Below are 15810 nucleotides of genomic sequence, written 5' to 3' on the forward strand. Positions count from 1 at the left end.
ACCGCTCTCCCCCTCCGGCACCCTCACCGGGCCGGAGGGATCAGAGGTTGCCGCGCTTGGCCTGCTCGCGCTCGATCGCCTCGAACAGCGCCTTGAAGTTGCCCTTGCCGAAGCCCATCGAGCCGTGGCGCTCGATGAGTTCGAAGAAGACGGTCGGACGGTCCTGGACCGGCTTGGTGAAGATCTGCAGCAGATAGCCGTCCTCGTCGCGGTCGACGAGGATCTTCAGCTCGCGCAGGGTCTCGACCGGCACACGGGTGTCGCCGGCCCACTCGCCGAGGGTGTCGTAGTAGGAGTCCGGGGTGTCGAGGAACTGGACCCCGGCGGCGCGCATGGTGCGCACGGTCCGGACGATGTCGTTGGTGTTCAGCGCGATGTGCTGGACGCCGGCGCCGCCGTAGAACTCCAGGTACTCGTCGATCTGGGACTTCTTCTTGGCGATCGCGGGCTCGTTGATCGGGAACTTGACCTTGAGGGTGCCGTCCGCGACCACCTTCGACATCAGCGCGCTGTACTCGGTGGCGATGTCGTCGCCCACGAACTCCTTCATGTTCGTGAAGCCCATGACCTTGTTGTAGAAGCCGACCCACTCGTTCATCCGGCCGAGTTCGACGTTGCCGACGCAGTGGTCGACGGCCTGGAAGGTGCGGTGGGCGGGGGGCTCGACGATCGGGGCGGCGGCCTCGAACCCGGGGAGGTAGGGGCCGTCGTAGCCACTGCGGTCGACGAGGGTGTGCCGGGTCTCGCCGTAGGTGGCGATCGCGGCGAGGACGACCGTGCCGTGCTCGTCCTTGACCTCGTACGGCTCGGTCACCGGGCGGGCGCCGTGCCCGACGGCGTAGGCGAAGGCCGCGCGGGCGTCCGGGACCTCGATGGCGAGGTCGACGACACCGTCGCCGTGCTCGGCGACGTGCCGGGCGAGGAACTCGCCCCAGGGGGTGGCGGGCTTGATGACCGAGGTGAACACGAACCGTGCGGAGCCGTTCTCCAGCACGTAACTCGCGGTCTCGCGGCTGCCGTTCTCCGGTCCGGAGTACGCGACCAGCCGCATGCCGAAGGCGGTGGAGTAGTAGTGCGCCGCCTGCTTGGCGTTGCCCACGGCGAAGACGACCGCGTCCATGCCCTTGACCGGGAAGGGGTCGGCCTGCCGGGCGGTCGCGTCGGGAGCGTGGTCTGTGGTCTGCGTCATAGCGGAAGGGTGGCCCCGCTCTGCAAGGTGCGCAATAGTTCCGGTATCCACTGGACATTCTGTTCAGCCGGACGGCCGTCCGCCCGGCCTGTCTGTACAGGATGACCATCGTGTGGACGCCGGACGGACCGGAAGAAGGAGCAGGGGCTGTGGCGATCGACCGTCTCGACGGCCGGATCATCGTGCTTCTCGCACGGGAGCCGCGCATCGGAGTGCTGGAGATGTCCCGGCGGCTGGGGGTCGCGCGGGGCACCGTGCAGGCACGGCTGGACCGGCTGCAGTCCCAGGGCGTCATCCGCGGCTTCGGCCCGCAGGTGGACCCGGCCGCGCTGGGCTACCCGGTGACCGCCTTCGCCACCCTCCAGATCCGGCAGGGCCAGGGCCCCGACGTGCGGGCCCATCTGGCCACCGTGCCGGAGGTCCTGGAACTGCTCACCACCACGGGCAGCGGCGACATGCTCTGCCGGCTGGTGGCCCGCTCCAACGCCGATCTCCAGCGCGTGATCGACAAGGTGGTCGGCTACGAGGGCATCGTGCGCGCCTCGACCGCCATCGTCATGGAGAACCCGGTCCCGCTGCGGATCATCCCGCTGGTGCAGCAGGCGTCGGGCGCCGAGGGGGACGACACCCCGGCACACTGACCGCCGCCGGGGCCGCGTCCCGGCCGTGACCGCGGACCGACCCTGCCGGCGTCCCCGGCCGTGACCGCGCCCCCTGCCCTGCCGGCGTCCTCGGCCGTGACCGCGGACGCCGTCCGGCTAGCAGCTCGGCAGCGGGCCCTTGCCCTTCTCCAGCGTGCGCAGGGAGTCGACCGCGCCCGTCAGGGTGGTGACCGGGACCAGCTTCAGGCCCTTGGGCAGCTCGGCCTTCGCGTCGGCGCACTCCGCCTTCGGGACCAGGAAGACGGTCGCGCCGTCCCGGCTCGCGGCCCGCGTCTTCAGGGACACCCCGCCGACCGCGCCGACCTTGCCGGCCGCGTCGATCGTGCCCGTACCGGCGATGGTCCGGCCGCCGGTGAGGTCGCCGCCGCTGCCGTCGCCGTCCAGCTTGTCGATGATCCCCAGCGTGAACAGCAGCCCGGCGCTCGGGCCGCCCACGTCCGCGAGGCTCAGCCTGACCTTCACCTTGCCGGGGCTGAGGCGCAGGTACTTCAGCGCGGCCTCGGTCGCGGCGTCCTGGGACTGCCGCATCTGCTCCGAGTTGTGCTTCTCGATCTCCTTCACGTCACCGCCGGTCGGATAGACCGAGTCGCGGGGCATGACGGCCCGGTCGGTGCGGAACCAGCTGTCGAGCACGTCCCCGAGGCTCACCTTCGCGTCGGGGCCGGTCGCCTCGATGGTCGTCATCCGCAGCTGCCCGCCGGTCGGGCGGGTCTTCGCGCCCGAGACGGTGATCACCTGCGTGCCCTGGTACTTGCCGAGCACGTTCGCGGTCATGCCCGGCTGCGCCAGCGCGAACGGCAGCGGCGCGAACACCGCCGTGGCGATCAGGGCCACGACGGGCAGGGCACAGACGGCGACGGCCCGGGGGCGCGTGAGACGAGAGAGCACGGAATCAATCTAACGCGAGCCCCGTGCGCCCCCTGTGGCACGTACACGTCCAGCGGCGCGGCCGCCGGATCAGCGCAGGGCCTCCGCGACCTCCCGGGCCGCGTCCACCACGCGCGGGCCCACCCGCTCCGGCACGGAGTCGGCGAGCATCACCACGCCCACGCTGCCCTCGACGCCGGTGACGCCGATGAGGGGCGCTGCGGCCCCGCTCGCGCCCGCCTCCAGCTCACCGTGGGTCAGGATGTAGCCGGGGTCGGCGGCGGGTGTCCTGCGGGCGGAGAGGATGGCCTTTCCGGCCGCGCCGCGGTCCAGCGGGTGGCGGAAACCGGCCCGGTAGGCCACGTGGTAGTCGGTCCACGAGGGCTCGACGACCGCGACGGCGAGGGCCTCGGTGCCGTCGACCAGTGTCAGGTGGGCGGTGGCCCCGATGTCCTCGGCGAGCGACCGCAGCGCGGGCAGCGCCGCCTCGCGTACCAGGGGGTGCACCTGGCGGCCGAGGCGCAGCACCCCGAGGCCGACCCTGGCCCGCCCGCCCAGATCGCGCCGGACCAGCGCGTGCTGCTCCAGCGTGGCGAGCAGCCGGTACACGACGGTCCGGTTCACGCCCAGCCTCTGGGAGAGTTCGGTGACCGTCAGCCCGTGGTCCGTGTCGGCCAGCAGTTTGAGGACACGCAGTCCCCGGTCGAGCGTCTGGGATGTCTCCGCGGTCACGACGCCCACTCCTTCGGCGTGAGGCCGGCGCCCCTGATCGGCGGATGCGCGACCGAGTCCCGTCGGCGACGCGTGTCAGAGGCCGCCGGTCGGCAGAACGGCCCGGCGGCGTCCGGGCCCATGGCGCTTCACGGCTGCGCTCCGCGGCGGCGCTGCCACGGGGCGTATGCGTAGCGGGACAGTAGCGAAGCCGGTTCGCTGAGCGGAAGCCTCGGTCCAGAATCCGGTCAACACCGGTCCCGGCCTGCCACCATTGCTCCCCATATCCACCCCCACCACACGACGCCGAAACCGGACCGCGGACCGGGTCGGACGGGCCCCCTCGCGGGCGTCCGGACCGGGGCCGGGGCGGGGGTCCGGACCGCGGAGGGCCGGACCGCGGGGTCCGGACCGCGGAAGGCCGGATCGCGGAAGGCCGGATCGCGGAAGGCCGGATCGCGGAAGGCCGGATCGCAGGGGTCCGGGGCGGAGCCCCGCGACGGCCACTCTCCGGCGGACCGAGACGGGCGGGCGGGTGGGAAAAGAAATTCCCCACCCAGCAGAGCGTCACCGCATACGCGTAGCCCACTCCTGCATCTTCTCGATCCGCTGCCGCAACTGCCCCGCCGTCGCCTCCGCGCTCGGCGGCCCCCCGCACACCCGCCGCAGCTCGGTGTGGATCACCCCGTGCGGCTTCCCGCTCTGATGGACGTACGCGCTCACCATGGTGTTGAGCTTCTTGCGCAGCTCCATCATCTCCTTGTGGCTGACCACCGGCCGCCGCTCGGCGGGCAGCTCCAGCAGGTCCGCCTCGGAGTCCGGCTTCTTGCGGCTGTGCGCGATCTGCCGGGCCTGCCGCTTCTGGAGCAGCATCTGCACCTGGTCCGGCTCCAGCAGCCCGGGGATGCCGAGGTAGTCCTGCTCCTCCTCGCTGCCCGGGTGGGCCTGCATGCCGAACTCGGCGCCGTCGAACAGCACCCGGTCGAAGACGGCCTCGGACTCCAGCGCCTCGAAGGAGAACTGCTCCTGCTCGCCGGTGTCCTCGTCCTGCTCCTTGTTCGCCTCCTCCATCTCCTTCTCGGACTCGGCGTACGGGTCCTCCTCGCCCTCCTTGCGCGGCTTGTCGAGGGCGTGGTCGCGTTCCTTCTCCATCTCGTTGGCGAAGGTCAGCAGGTCGGGCACGGTCGGCAGGAAGACGGACGCGGTCTCGCCGCGCCGCCGGGACCGCACGAAACGGCCGACGGCCTGCGCGAAGAACAGCGGGGTCGAGATGGTGGTGGCGTACACGCCCACCGCGAGCCGGGGCACGTCGACGCCCTCGGACACCATGCGGACCGCGACCATCCAGCGGTCGTTGCCGCCGCTGAACTCGTCGATCCTGCTGGACGCCCCGGTGTCGTCGGACAGCACCAGCGTGGCCTTGGTGCCGGTGATCTCCCGGATGAGCTTGGCGTAGGCGCGGGCGGAGTCCTGGTCGGAGGCGATGACGAGGGCGCCGGCGTCCGGGATGGCCTTGCGGACCTCGGTGAGCCGCTGGTCGGCGGCGCGCAGCACGCTGGGCATCCACTCGCCGCGCGGGTCGAGGGCGGTGCGCCAGGCCTGGCTGACCGCGTCCTTGGTCATCGGCTCGCCGAGCCGGGCGGAGATCTCGTCGCCGGCCTTCGTGCGCCAGCGCATGTTGCCGCTGTAGGAGAGGAAGATGACGGGCCGGACGACGTGGTCGGCGAGGGCGTTGCCGTAGCCGTACGTGTAGTCGGCGGAGGACCGCCGGATCCCGTCCTGCCCCTCCTCGTACGTCACGAAGGGGATCGGGTTGGTGTCCGACCGGAACGGCGTACCGGTGAGCGCGAGCCGCCGGGTGGCCGGCTCGAACGCCTCCAGGCACGCCTCGCCCCAGGACTTGGAGTCGCCGGCGTGGTGGATCTCGTCGAGGATCACCAGTGTCTTGCGCTGCTCGGAGCGGTTGCGGTGCAGCATCGGGCGCACGCCGACACCGGCGTAGGTGACGGCGACACCGTCGTACTCGCGGCCCAGCGGACCGGCGCTGTACTCGGGGTCGAGCTTGATCCCGATCCGGGCCGCGGCCTCGGCCCACTGCTTCTTCAGGTGTTCGGTCGGTGCGACCACGGTCACCTGCTGCACGACGTGGTGGTGCAGCAGCCAGGACGCGAGGGTCAGCGCGAAGGTCGTCTTGCCGGCGCCGGGCGTGGCGACGGCGAGGAAGTCACGCGGCTGCTCCTGGATGTACTTGTCCATCGCCCCCTGCTGCCAGGCACGCAGTCTGCTGGCGGTGCCCCAGGGCGCGCGGCCCGGGAAGGCGGGGGAAAGGCTGTGGGAGGAGGAAGCGGCGGTGGTAGTCACGGTCTCCGTGGTCTTGTGGTCGAGTCGAAGGGGGCCGTGCGACCGGGGTTCCCGCCAGGCTTTCGGGCGCTGGGGGATCGTCGCTCAGCAGCGGTGACGGGCGACGGGGACGGACGGCTCGGCACGTATGACAACCGGGCCACCCTACCGGCGCGAGGCCCCCGGCAGCGCTCGGACGAGCCCGGCTCGCCCGCCGGTGGGACCCACGTCACAGCGCCCCCGGACCCCCCGCGATCACCCCGACCGGGCCCTCCTTCCCGACGGTCACCCGTGATGACCAGGCACGATGCAGCACCCTTGCCGGCGCCGACGGGGGCCACCGGGACCGGCCCCGGCCGACACGCCCCCGCGGACGCGTGGCCACCCCCACACCCGGCCCGCACCGCGCCTCCCGCGCACCCGGCCCGCGCCGCGCCGCCGCGACGCGCGACGGGAGCCCGCGGTTCATGGACGCCGGGAGCGCCGGAGGTCCGGCCCGTTCATGAACGCCGTATGGCAGTCGCGTTGCGGCACCGCGCTCTGTCTTGAGCCCGCCGCCCCGCGCCCCCTACGGTCGTTCCACGTACACGGCCGTGTGCCCGAGTGGCCCAGGGACTCGCCTGCAAAGCGAGGTACGCGGGTTCAATTCCCGCCACGGCCTCCACGCCTCACCGGGCGGAACGGGAAGGGGCGGCACCGAGGGGTGCCGCCCCTTCCTGCGTCCGCGGGGGCGCTCAGAGCGCTCCGCCCGCCTCGTCCTGGAGCAGGCGCGTCCAGTAGTGCCAGTGGGCGTCCGGGGACAGGCCCGTGGGGTCGAGGGTCGTCAGGGTGTGGAGCATGGCGGCGGCGAGCTGGTCGTAGGCCGCGGTCGTCAGCTCGTTGGCCAGGTGTTCGTCGATGGTGCGCTCGTGGTGGAGGAGCCAGAGCGTGAAAGCCAGCGTGGAGACGTCCGTGTTGAGCGGGTGGAGCGTCGCCCCGGACTCGCTGAAGGTGAGGACCGCGCCGGTCCTGCCGTCGACCACCAGGCTGGTGTCCTCGATCAGGCGGCCCAGGCGGATCAGGTGGTCCGCGTGCGCGGGGAGCTCCGGGAGCGGGCGGGTCCCGGCGCAGTCGCCGGTGACGTACTCGGTGAGGGTGGGCAGCGGCGCGTCCGCGTCCGCGTGGAAGAGGACCGCCTCCTCCGGCAGGCCGGTGTCCCGCAGGAAGCGGCGGGTCGGCTCGTGGGTGAGCGTGGCCGGGAAGTCGACGTCCTCGAAGCGGGCCACGCGGCCCTGGCCGAACTCCTGGTCCAGGAGGCGGGCCGGGACCTCCAGCGCGAGACCGCCCGACGCGGTGCCGGGGCCCGCGACGAGGGACAGCGGGCGGATGAGGGCGGCCGCCTTCCAGTACGCGGGCACGCGGCCGTCGGTGCCCTCCTCGAAGAGGGTGAGCAGCCGGCGGGAGGCCTCGGTGGCGGCCCGCGGGCCGTACTGCCCGGCGAGGGAGGCGAACCGGCCGCGCAGGCCGGTCAGCTCCTCCGTGACGGCGGCGAAGCGCAGCAGGGTGGTCAGGGAGGGGGCGAAGGGGCGCGGCGCGGCGGGGGCGGCGAGGTACGTCGTGGTGATCTCCCCCGTGGCGCCGTCGAGCAGGATCGACTCGCGCGCCATGCCGGCCGGGTTGAGCAGTTCGCCGATCACCAGGCGGTCCCGCAGTTCCTCCGCGAGGTGCAGCGGTCCGTCCGTGGCGTCGGCCAGTCTGCGCAGCCCGTAGGTGCGCAGGGTGGAGAAGGTCAGCAGTCCGGTGTCCGCGGGCAGACCGGGGCCGGTGAGCAGGCCGCGCGTCGGCGCGTGCGTGACGTACCGGCCCAGTTCGGCCTCGGTCAGCGTGATCGCCGGAATCCCGGCGTCGGTCGTGCTCATCGCTCCCCCGCGATCTTCTTCAGTTCTTCGGTTCCTCGGCTCCGCGGTCCCCGTCCCCGCGGCTGTCGGCGCTCCGCCGGTGCTCCGGGAATCACTGCTCCCGGCTCCCGGGCAGGGGTGGTCCGCCGCTCCGGGCACCCGGCGCGCGCGGCGCTCCCCCACTGATGAGGACAGTACGCCGCCCCACTGACAACGCCGGACCGGCGGCGCCCCACGGAACAAGACGCGCGGAACCCCGCGAACGTTGCCCTGCCGCACGAAACCCGTCGCATGAGAACCGTCACGCCCGACCCGCCTCACGCGGGTCACCCCACGCAAGTCACCCCACGCGGGCCGGCTCACCCGGGCCGCTCACGTGAAGCGGCCGGGCGCACGCCGGGCAGCCGGGCTCACGTGAAGTAGATGCCCCCCAGCACCACCGCCAGCGCCGCGACCACGAACAGCAGGATCCAGAAGAACAGCTTGCCCATGCTGGGCGGAGGCTCGTAGCGGGGTTCGTCGGTCACTGGGGTGTCACCACTGCTGCTTGGGGTCGGATGGGGAGGCGGTTGACCGGGCGGCCGGTCGCCGCGCGCACGGCGGAGGCGATCGCGGCCGGCGAGGTCACCACCGGGACCGCGCTGGCGGACTTGGCGCCGAACGGGGCGACCACGTCCCGCTCCTCGACGAGCTTGACGATGCGGATGTCCGGCGCGTCCAGCGCGGTCGGCAGAGCGTAACCGGTCAGGTCGGGGTGACGGACCAGACCCCGCGGCGTACGGAGGTTCTCGGTGAGCGCGATGCCCACGCCCTGGGTGACGCCCGCCTCGATCCGGGCCGCCAGCTGGGCGGGGTTGAGCACCCGGCCGACGTCCTGGGCGACCGCCAGCTCGACCACGCGGACCGCGCCGAGCTCCACGTCGACGTCCACGACCGCGCGGATCGCGCAGAAGGCGAGGCCCACGAACGCGTCGCCCTGGCCGGCGCCGTCGAGCGGCTCGGTCGGATGCGGGCGGCACTGGGCCGTGGCCCACAGCTCCTTGCCCTCCATCGTCTCCGCGACGGTCGTCGAGAGCACCCCGTCGTACGAGGTGATCTTGCCGTCGGTGATCTGGAGCAGCTCGGTGGACATGCCGAACTTGTGCGCCAGGGGCTGGAGCAGCTGGGTGCGGACCATCTTGGCCGCCCGTTCCACCGCGCCGCCGGAGACCCAGGTGTGCCGGCCGCGGCAGCCCGGGCCGGCCGGGGGCTGGTCGGTGTCGACCGGCGCCACGTGCACCTCGTCGATGCCGAGCGTCTCCTGGACGATCTGCCGGGCGAGCGTGGTGAAGCCCTGGCCGGTCTCCACCGCGGCGCACAGCACGGTCGCGATCCCGTCGTGCACCCGGACCGTCGCCGTGGACACCTCGTCCGCGCCCTCGGCGCCGAGCATGTGGACCATGCCGAGGCCGTAGCCGACGCCCCGGCGCACCGCGCCCGGCTCGCCCGCGCCCTCGGGGCCGCCCGGCAGCAGCCAGTCCTCCTCGGGGGTGTCCTTGGGCAGCGCCGGGAGCGGGAAGTCCCGCACGGCCTGGAGGAGTTCGGCGACCGGTGCCGGGCAGGTGACCGTCTGGCCGATCGGCAGGACGTCGCCGGTGGCGAGCGCGTTGCGCAGCCGCACCTCGGCCGGGTCCAGGCCGAGCTTCTTGGCCAGCTTGTCCATCTGCGCCTCGTAGGCGGCGCACACCTGCATCGCGCCCTCGCCGCGCACATGGCCGGAGGGCGGGTTGTTGGTGCGGACGGCCCAGCCCTCGATGAAGGCGTTCGGGACGACGTACGGGCCGCAGGCGAAGGAGACGGCGGCGGCGAGGGCGTCGGCGGAGGTGTCGGCGTAGGCGCCGCCGTCGAGGAGGATCTGCGCCTCGACCTTCACCAGCCGGCCCTCGGCGTCCGCGTGGTGGCGGTAGCGCAGCAGGGTCGGGTGGCGGTGCGTGTGGCCGAGGAAGGACTCCTCGCGGGTCGCGGTCAGCTTCACCGGGCAGCCGGTGCGCAGGGCGAGCAGGCCGAGCGGGAGCTGGAAGCCCTGGTCCTCGCGGTCGGCGGTGGCGCCGGGCACCCCGGTGACGACGATCTTGACCTGGTCGGGCGGCAGGCCGTAGCAGGCGGCGGCCGTGTTGCGGTCGGTGTGCGGGTCGGTGGAGGCCAGGTACAGCTCCACGCCGCCGTCGGGGCGCGGCACCGCGAGGCCGGCCTCGGCGCCGATGGGGGCCGGGTCCTGGCGGCCGATGCGGTACTGGCCCTCGACGACCACCTCGCCGGCCGCGTCCGGGTCGCCGTGGTGCAGCGGGATGTGCCGGATCAGATTGCCGTCGGGGTGCAACGGCTCGGCCTCGAAGGACAGTTCGGGGTCGGTGACGGGTTCGAGCACCTCGTACTCGACGATGACGGCGGCGGCCGCCATCCGCGCGGTGTCCGGGTGGTCGGCGGCCACGGCGGCGATGGGCTCGCCGTGGTGGCGCACGACCTCGGAGGCGAACACCGGCCGGTCGGGGGTGCCCCGGCCGTGGCGGGAGGTGCCGGGCACGTCCTCGTGGGTGATGACGGCCCGCACGCCGGGCATCTCGCGCGCGTGGGTGGTGTCGATGGACACGATGCGGGCGTGCGCGTGCGGGGAGCGCAGCACGGCCGCCCACAGCAGGCCCTCGGCCCACAGGTCGGCCGCGTACGGGAAGGTGCCCTCGGTCTTGGCGCGGGCGTCGGCGTGCGGCAGGGAGGCGCCGAGGCCGTGCGGCAGCGCCTCCGCGGCGGGTGCCGGTTCCGCCGCGAGGGGCGCGGGGGTCGCCGTGGCGGCGTCGTTGCTCACGCCTGGCCTCCGTCCTGGCCGTAGTGCGGGTCGTGCGGCCCGGGCGTGCCGTAGGTGCCGGGGCTGTCGAAGACGCCGGGCGTGTCGAACGCCGAGGCGTTGACGCCGCCGGCGCCGGGGCCCGCCTGGTGCGGGATGCGTGCCTCGTCGCCGTCCGCCTCGGCGTCGGCGGCGTGCTGCGCCTCGCGCTCGGCGACGACCTCCTGGACCGCGTCCAGGACGCCCCGGTAGCCCGAGCAGCGGCACAGGTTGCCGCACAGGGCCTGCCTGGTCTCCATCTCGGTGGGGGCGGGGTTGCCCTCCAGCAGGTCGTGCAGGGTCATCGCCATGCCGGGCACGCAGAAACCGCACTGCACGGCCCCGCACCGGGCGAGCGCCCGCTGCACGTCGGAGGGGTGCCCGTCGGTGGCCAGGCCCTCGACCGTGCGGACCTCGCTGCCGGCCGAGGTGACGGCCGGGACGAGGCAGGAGGCCACGAGGCGGCCGTCGACCTGCACGTTGCACGCCCCGCACTCGCCCTGCGAGCAGCCGTCCTTGGCGCCGGCCAGTCCGAGCCGCTCCCGCAGGACGTAGAGCAGGGACTCGCCGATCCAGGCGTCGGTGACGGGGCGGTCGGCGCCGTTGACCCGCAGGACGTAGGAGGCGAGGGGGTGGTCGTCGTGCGGGGGGACCGGGGCGGTGTCCTCGGCGGGGAGCTCCTGGGCCGCGTCCTCCGCAGCGCCCTCGGCTCCGGCGGCCTCCGGGTCCCCGGCGCCGGGCGCGTCCGCGTCCGCGTCGGAGGCCTCGGCGGCGTCCGGGGCGCCGGGGGTCTCCCCCGCGTCCGGTCCGCCGGCGGGCGCCTGGGCCGTGCCGAACGGTGCCGCCGGGGCGGCCTCTTCGCCCGGCTCGCCCGGGCCGTGGGGGCCGCTCTCCGCGGGCAGCCCGGGGGCGCCGAAGGGGTGCGGTCCGCCGTCCGGTCCGGCGGCGGCCGGCGCGCCGGCCGTGGCGGGCTCCTCCGGGGCCTGCGGGGCGGGTCCGGCCTCCGTGGCCGCGCCCTGGGCCGCGGGGCCGCCAGCGGGGCCTCCAGGGCCCTGCGCGGGAGCGTCGCCGTGCGACGCGATGTCCTCGGCGCCCTCGTCCGGCCCGGCCGCGTCGCCGGCGTACTCGTCGGCGTAGTCCGGGTATCCGAGGGCGGGTTGGGGCGGCGGGGCCTGGCCGGCCGGACCCTGGGCGTACGCCCCCTGGGGCGCGAACCCGCCGGGTGCGAATCCCTCGGCCCCGTGCGCGCCGGGCGCCGCGGCGGTGCCGTCCTGGTGGGCCTCGCCGTGCGCGCCGTGCCCGTCGTGCGCGGCGGGCTCGAAGTGCTGGGCGTGCCCGTCGTGTTCGAAGCCTCCGGGGTGCCCGTCGTGCCCGTCGTGTTCGAAGCCTCCGGGATGCCCGTCGTGCGGGCCGTCCTGGCCGTGTCCGGGCTGGACGGTGTGCTGCGGCGCCGCCTCCGGCTGTCCCCAGGGCTGCCCCGCGCCCTCGGTCGCCCAGGGCGCGGGCGCGCCGCCGGGGAGCGTGGCCGGCGGGACGCCGCCCCACTGCTCGACCAGCGCGGAGGTGGTGAACTCCCCCGACTCGTCGGGAAGATCGCCGCCCGCGACGGGGACGGACCAGTGTCCGGTGACGTCGTGCCCGGGGGCGGGCTGCGGGGCGGCCGGCTCCTCGTAGGTCCAGTGCTGGGTGGCGCCGGAGGGGTAGGTGAACCGGTCGCCCTGGGCCTGCTCCCGCGGCACGGCGTTCGGGTCGGGCCACTCCTGGCCGTCGGCGGCCGCGCCCCAGGCGTCGGCGTGGGCCGGCTCGCCCGCACCGGGGTGCGCCGTTATCGGCGGCGGCACATAGCCGTGACCGGGCGCGGCCAGCGGGCTGTCGCCGGCCAGGAGGGCCTCGATGCCGCCCTCGGGCAGCTTGACGAAGGCGGTGGCGCCGTCGTCGTAGTCGCCCTGGGGCAGCGGGTCCCAGCGGCTGCCGCCGCTCGGCGGCGCGCCCTCTCCGTACGGGTCGTCGGTCACGACAGCGCCCTCCCCAGTGCTCGTCGGGCCAGCGCGGCGACGGTGCGCCGCAGGTGCAGTACGGCGGGCGGAAGCGGGACGACGGTGCCGTCCGGCTCCGGGGCCGGGTCGGGGATGCAGGCCGCGGCGACGTACTCCCCGAAGGCGCTGAGGGCCTCGGGGACGAGCGCGCGGTCGTTGTCCCAGTCGATGAGCTGCGCGACCCACTGCTCGGCCTCCAGGGGCCGCAGCGGCATCGGCGCTATGGCGCCGACGGCGCACCGCACCCCGCGCCGGGCGGGGTCCAGGACCAGCGCGACGGAGGCCGCCGCGCGGCCGGGGCCGGTGCGGCCGGTCGCCTTCAGGAAGACCTGGGGGGCGTGCAGCAGCGGTACGCGGACGAAGCCGATGAGTTCGCCGCCGCGCAGCATCTCCACGCCGGCCAGCAGGTGCGAGACCGGGATCTCCCGGCCGGCTCCGTCCGGGCCCGCGATGATCAGGGTCGCCTCCAGGGCGGCCAGCACCGGCAGCGCGTCCCCGGTGGGGGCGGCCGAGGCGATGTTGCCGCCCAGGGTGCCGGCGTTGCGGATGTGCGGCGGGCCCGCGGCGCGCGCGGCGGCGGCGAGCGCCGGGATCAGGGCCGCGAAGTCCGGGCGGCCCATGCGCGCGTGGGTGAGGCCGGCGCCGAGCAGCGCGTGACCGTCCTGGTACTGCCAGCCGCGGATCTCGCTGATGCGGCCGAGGCCGACGAGCGCGGCGGGCCTGAGCTGGCCGGAGTTGACGGCGGCCATGAGGTCGGTGCCACCGGCCACGGGGACCGCGGTGGGCATGGCGGTCAGTGCCGCCACGGCCTCGTCCAGTGTCGTGGGCAGCGTGACGGCCTGCCCCGCCTGCGGCGCGTGCGTGGTCAAACCGGCTGCCCCTTCCCGCTGCCCCACCTGGTCCCACCTGTGTGGCCGTACGGTACGTGCTCACAGGGCGGACGTGGCAACTCTGGCACATCTTCGCAAGGCTCGAACGCGGGGGTCCGCGGTGCGGGATTCGGCCACCCCATCGGGGAGATGACCCGTTTTCGTCCGGCATGGCCGCTGCGGTCCGATTGACTCTCCCCGGTGATCCCCGGTGATCCCCTGGACGTTCGCCGTCACCTGTCCGGGGGCGGCCCCGGGAGCGGGCGGCCGGGGACACCGGGGCGCCGCTGCCAGGGCCGGGGCCCGGAGGGCGGCCGGTAGGCCACGCCGAGGGCGTCGAGCCGCCGGTAGTGGACGGCCATCCGGCGTTCGAAGCCGGCGAAGTCCCGCTCGGCCGGGGCGGGGAGCGTGCTCCAGGCGACCTCGGCGAACGCGGCGAGCCGGGGAAAGGCCTGGTAGTCCACGCGCGCGCTGTCCTCCAGCACCTCGGTCCACAGATTGGCCTGGGTGCCGAGCACGCGCCCGGCCGCCTCCCCGGTCAGCCCGGCCGGCACGGGCTCGAACCGGTAGACGTCCTCCAGCGTCCGGACGAAGCCGACCGGCACCGGCTCGTCCTCGCCGGGCGCCTGCCGGTGGTCCAGGTAGACATGCTGCTCGGGGCACATGACGACGTCGTGCCCGGCCCGCGCGGCGGCGGCGCCGCGGGCGTGGCCGCGCCAGGCGCAGACCGCGGTCCCCTCGGGCAGCGCGCCGTCCAGGATCTCGTCCCAGCCGATCGGCCTGCGTCCGCGCGCGGTGAGCCACCGGCCGAGGTGCCCGGTGAACCAGGACCGCAGCCCGTCCACGTCCGCGAGCCCGAGTTCGCGGGCGCGGGCCCGCGCGGTGGCCGACCGGCGCCACTGGTCCGTGGGGCACTCGTCGCCCCCGATGTGCACGAATTCCGACGGAAAGAGCTCCAGGACCTCCTCCAGGACCCCCTCGCAGAACCGCAGGGCCGCGTCGGTGGGGGCCAGCACGTTCGGGGAGATCCCCCAGTCGTCCCAGACGGAGACGGCCCGGGTGTCGACGGCGTCGGTGTTGCCGAGTTCCGGACGGGCGGCGACGGCCGCCTGCGCATGGCCGGGCACGTCGATTTCGGGGACGACGGTGATATGCCGTTCGGCGGCGTAGGCGACGATCTCCCGGATGTCGTCCCGGGTGTAGCAGCCGCCGTGCGGCCTCTCGTCCCACAGAGGCGAGGCGCGGTGCCCGAATTTCGTCCGCGGCCGCCAGGAAGCGATACCGGCCAGTTCCGGGTACCGCTCGATCTCGATCCGCCAGCCCTGATCATCCGTCAAGTGGAAGTGAAAGACGTTGAGTTTGTGCGCGGCCATCAGATCCAGATAGCGCAGGACGCCTTCCTTGGGCATGAAGTGCCGTGCGACATCGAGCATCAGACCGCGCCAGCGAAAACGCGGGGCGTCCTCGACGGTGATCTCCGGCACCTCCCAGACCCGGTCCGGCCGCACCGGCGCCCGGCGGAACGCGTCGGGTCCGAGCAGTTGGCGGAGGGTCTGCGCGCCCCGGAAGACGCCCGCCGCGCTGCCGCCCGCGAGGCCGACCGTCCCGCCGCCGGCGGTGAGGCGGTAGCCCTCGTCGGGAAGGCCGGACTCGATGCCCAGCTCGATACGGCACGCACCGCCGCCGCTCTCCGGGAACGGCAGCCCGGTCGCCGCGCCGACGGTGGCGCGCAGCCAGCGCGCGACGCCCTCCGTCCCCGGGCCCGCCCGCAGGACCGTGTCCCGGCCGATCTCCGTGCGGCGCCCCGCGGGGTCGCGCCGGAGCCGCGCGGGTGCCGGAATCACCTCGGTCATGCCGGTCCTTTACCCATCACGGGGCAAGAGGAGACGGAGAAGATCGGCGGGGCCGTGCGCGGGGCATCACGGAGGAGTAAAGGAACCGCCCGCGATCAGGTCCCGCGGCGCGGTCCGGACAAGAAACCGGAATCCGGAGCCGGAATCGGTGGCCCGAATCGGGAACCGGAAGAAACAAAGGCCCCCGGGACGCGTCGTCACGCGTCCGGGGACCTCCTCGCGTCCGGGCGGGCCGGGAGCCGGGAAGCTCCCTTACTTCTTGTCGCCGCCCTTGTCGTCGCCGCCGCTGCTCATGGACTCGTAGATCTCCTTGCACATGGGGCACACGGGGTACTTCTTCGGGTCACGGCCCGGCACCCACACCTTGCCGCACAGCGCCACGACGGGAGTGCCGTCGAGGGCACTCGCCATGATCTTGTCCTTCTGGACGTAGTGGGCGAAGCGCTCGTGATCGCCGTCGCCGTGGGACACCTGCGGCGTCGGCTCTACGAGGGTTCCCGTACCAGTCCCGCGCTCGGGCTCAAGAGTGCTCATACCAGCAAGGGT

11 protein-coding genes and 1 tRNA gene are annotated in these 15810 nt (G+C 74.2%); 2 read left to right on the forward strand and 10 right to left on the reverse strand.

Annotation, left to right across the window (positions count from 1 at the left end):
* Positions 1–40: 40 nt before the first annotated feature.
* Positions 41–1189 carry a 4-hydroxyphenylpyruvate dioxygenase gene (gene hppD / locus ACIPRD_RS27830; protein WP_356396678.1) on the reverse strand — a complete coding sequence of 383 codons (1149 nt, stop codon included), beginning with the start codon at positions 1187–1189 and terminating at the stop codon, positions 41–43.
* A gap of 149 nt (positions 1190–1338) precedes the next feature.
* Here hppD and ACIPRD_RS27835 point away from each other — a divergent pair, with 149 nt between their 5' ends.
* Positions 1339–1830, forward strand: coding sequence for an Lrp/AsnC family transcriptional regulator (locus tag ACIPRD_RS27835; RefSeq protein WP_356396675.1), 492 nt, complete (start codon positions 1339–1341; stop codon positions 1828–1830).
* 117 nt (positions 1831–1947) lie between these two features.
* Here ACIPRD_RS27835 and ACIPRD_RS27840 read toward each other — a convergent pair whose 3' ends face one another.
* The 3 genes from ACIPRD_RS27840 to ACIPRD_RS27850 form a co-directional block, all read right to left on the reverse strand.
* Entirely contained in the window at positions 1948–2739 is a 792-nt protein-coding gene (locus ACIPRD_RS27840) for a S16 family serine protease (RefSeq protein ID WP_356396672.1), read from the reverse strand.
* A 69-nt stretch (positions 2740–2808) separates the two neighbouring features.
* A complete protein-coding gene (locus ACIPRD_RS27845; protein ID WP_356396669.1) occupies positions 2809–3450 on the reverse strand; it encodes a helix-turn-helix domain-containing protein in 642 nt (213 codons plus the stop codon).
* 546 nt (positions 3451–3996) lie between these two features.
* The gene (locus ACIPRD_RS27850) at positions 3997–5790 is read right to left on the reverse strand and encodes a DEAD/DEAH box helicase (RefSeq protein WP_356396666.1); all 1794 of its coding nucleotides are present in this window, start codon (positions 5788–5790) and stop codon (positions 3997–3999) included.
* Positions 5791–6358: 568 nt separating this feature from the next.
* Here ACIPRD_RS27850 and ACIPRD_RS27855 point away from each other — a divergent pair.
* Positions 6359–6433, forward strand: a tRNA-Cys gene (locus ACIPRD_RS27855).
* Positions 6434–6503: 70 nt separating this feature from the next.
* Here ACIPRD_RS27855 and ACIPRD_RS27860 read toward each other — a convergent pair.
* The 6 genes from ACIPRD_RS27860 to ACIPRD_RS27885 all read right to left on the reverse strand — a co-directional run bounded on the left by ACIPRD_RS27860 (position 6504) and on the right by ACIPRD_RS27885 (position 15798).
* Positions 6504–7667 carry an SUKH-4 family immunity protein gene (locus ACIPRD_RS27860; RefSeq protein WP_401566924.1) on the reverse strand — a complete coding sequence of 388 codons (1164 nt, stop codon included), beginning with the start codon at positions 7665–7667 and terminating at the stop codon, positions 6504–6506.
* Positions 7668–8169: 502 nt separating this feature from the next.
* Positions 8170–10488 carry a molybdopterin cofactor-binding domain-containing protein gene (locus ACIPRD_RS27865; RefSeq protein ID WP_356396661.1) on the reverse strand — a complete coding sequence of 773 codons (2319 nt, stop codon included), beginning with the start codon at positions 10486–10488 and terminating at the stop codon, positions 8170–8172.
* Positions 10485–12521, reverse strand: a complete 2037-nt coding sequence (locus ACIPRD_RS27870) for a 2Fe-2S iron-sulfur cluster-binding protein (RefSeq protein WP_401566927.1) — start codon at positions 12519–12521, stop codon at positions 10485–10487. The genes ACIPRD_RS27865 and ACIPRD_RS27870 overlap by 4 nt, the downstream gene beginning before the upstream one ends.
* Positions 12518–13411 (reverse strand): FAD binding domain-containing protein, encoded by an 894-nt coding sequence (locus ACIPRD_RS27875; RefSeq protein ID WP_356396655.1) that lies wholly within the window; start codon positions 13409–13411, stop codon positions 12518–12520. The genes ACIPRD_RS27870 and ACIPRD_RS27875 overlap by 4 nt, the downstream gene beginning before the upstream one ends.
* Before the next feature lie 233 nt (positions 13412–13644).
* The gene (locus ACIPRD_RS27880) at positions 13645–15264 is read right to left on the reverse strand and encodes a beta-N-acetylhexosaminidase (protein ID WP_401566929.1); all 1620 of its coding nucleotides are present in this window, start codon (positions 15262–15264) and stop codon (positions 13645–13647) included.
* Positions 15265–15516: 252 nt separating this feature from the next.
* A complete protein-coding gene (locus tag ACIPRD_RS27885; RefSeq protein WP_018549697.1) occupies positions 15517–15798 on the reverse strand; it encodes a DUF3039 domain-containing protein in 282 nt (93 codons plus the stop codon).
* Between the last annotated feature and the right edge of the window lie 12 nt (positions 15799–15810).

This window comes from Streptomyces sp. NPDC090108, assembly GCF_044747185.1.
GTDB lineage: Bacteria > Actinomycetota > Actinomycetes > Streptomycetales > Streptomycetaceae > Streptomyces.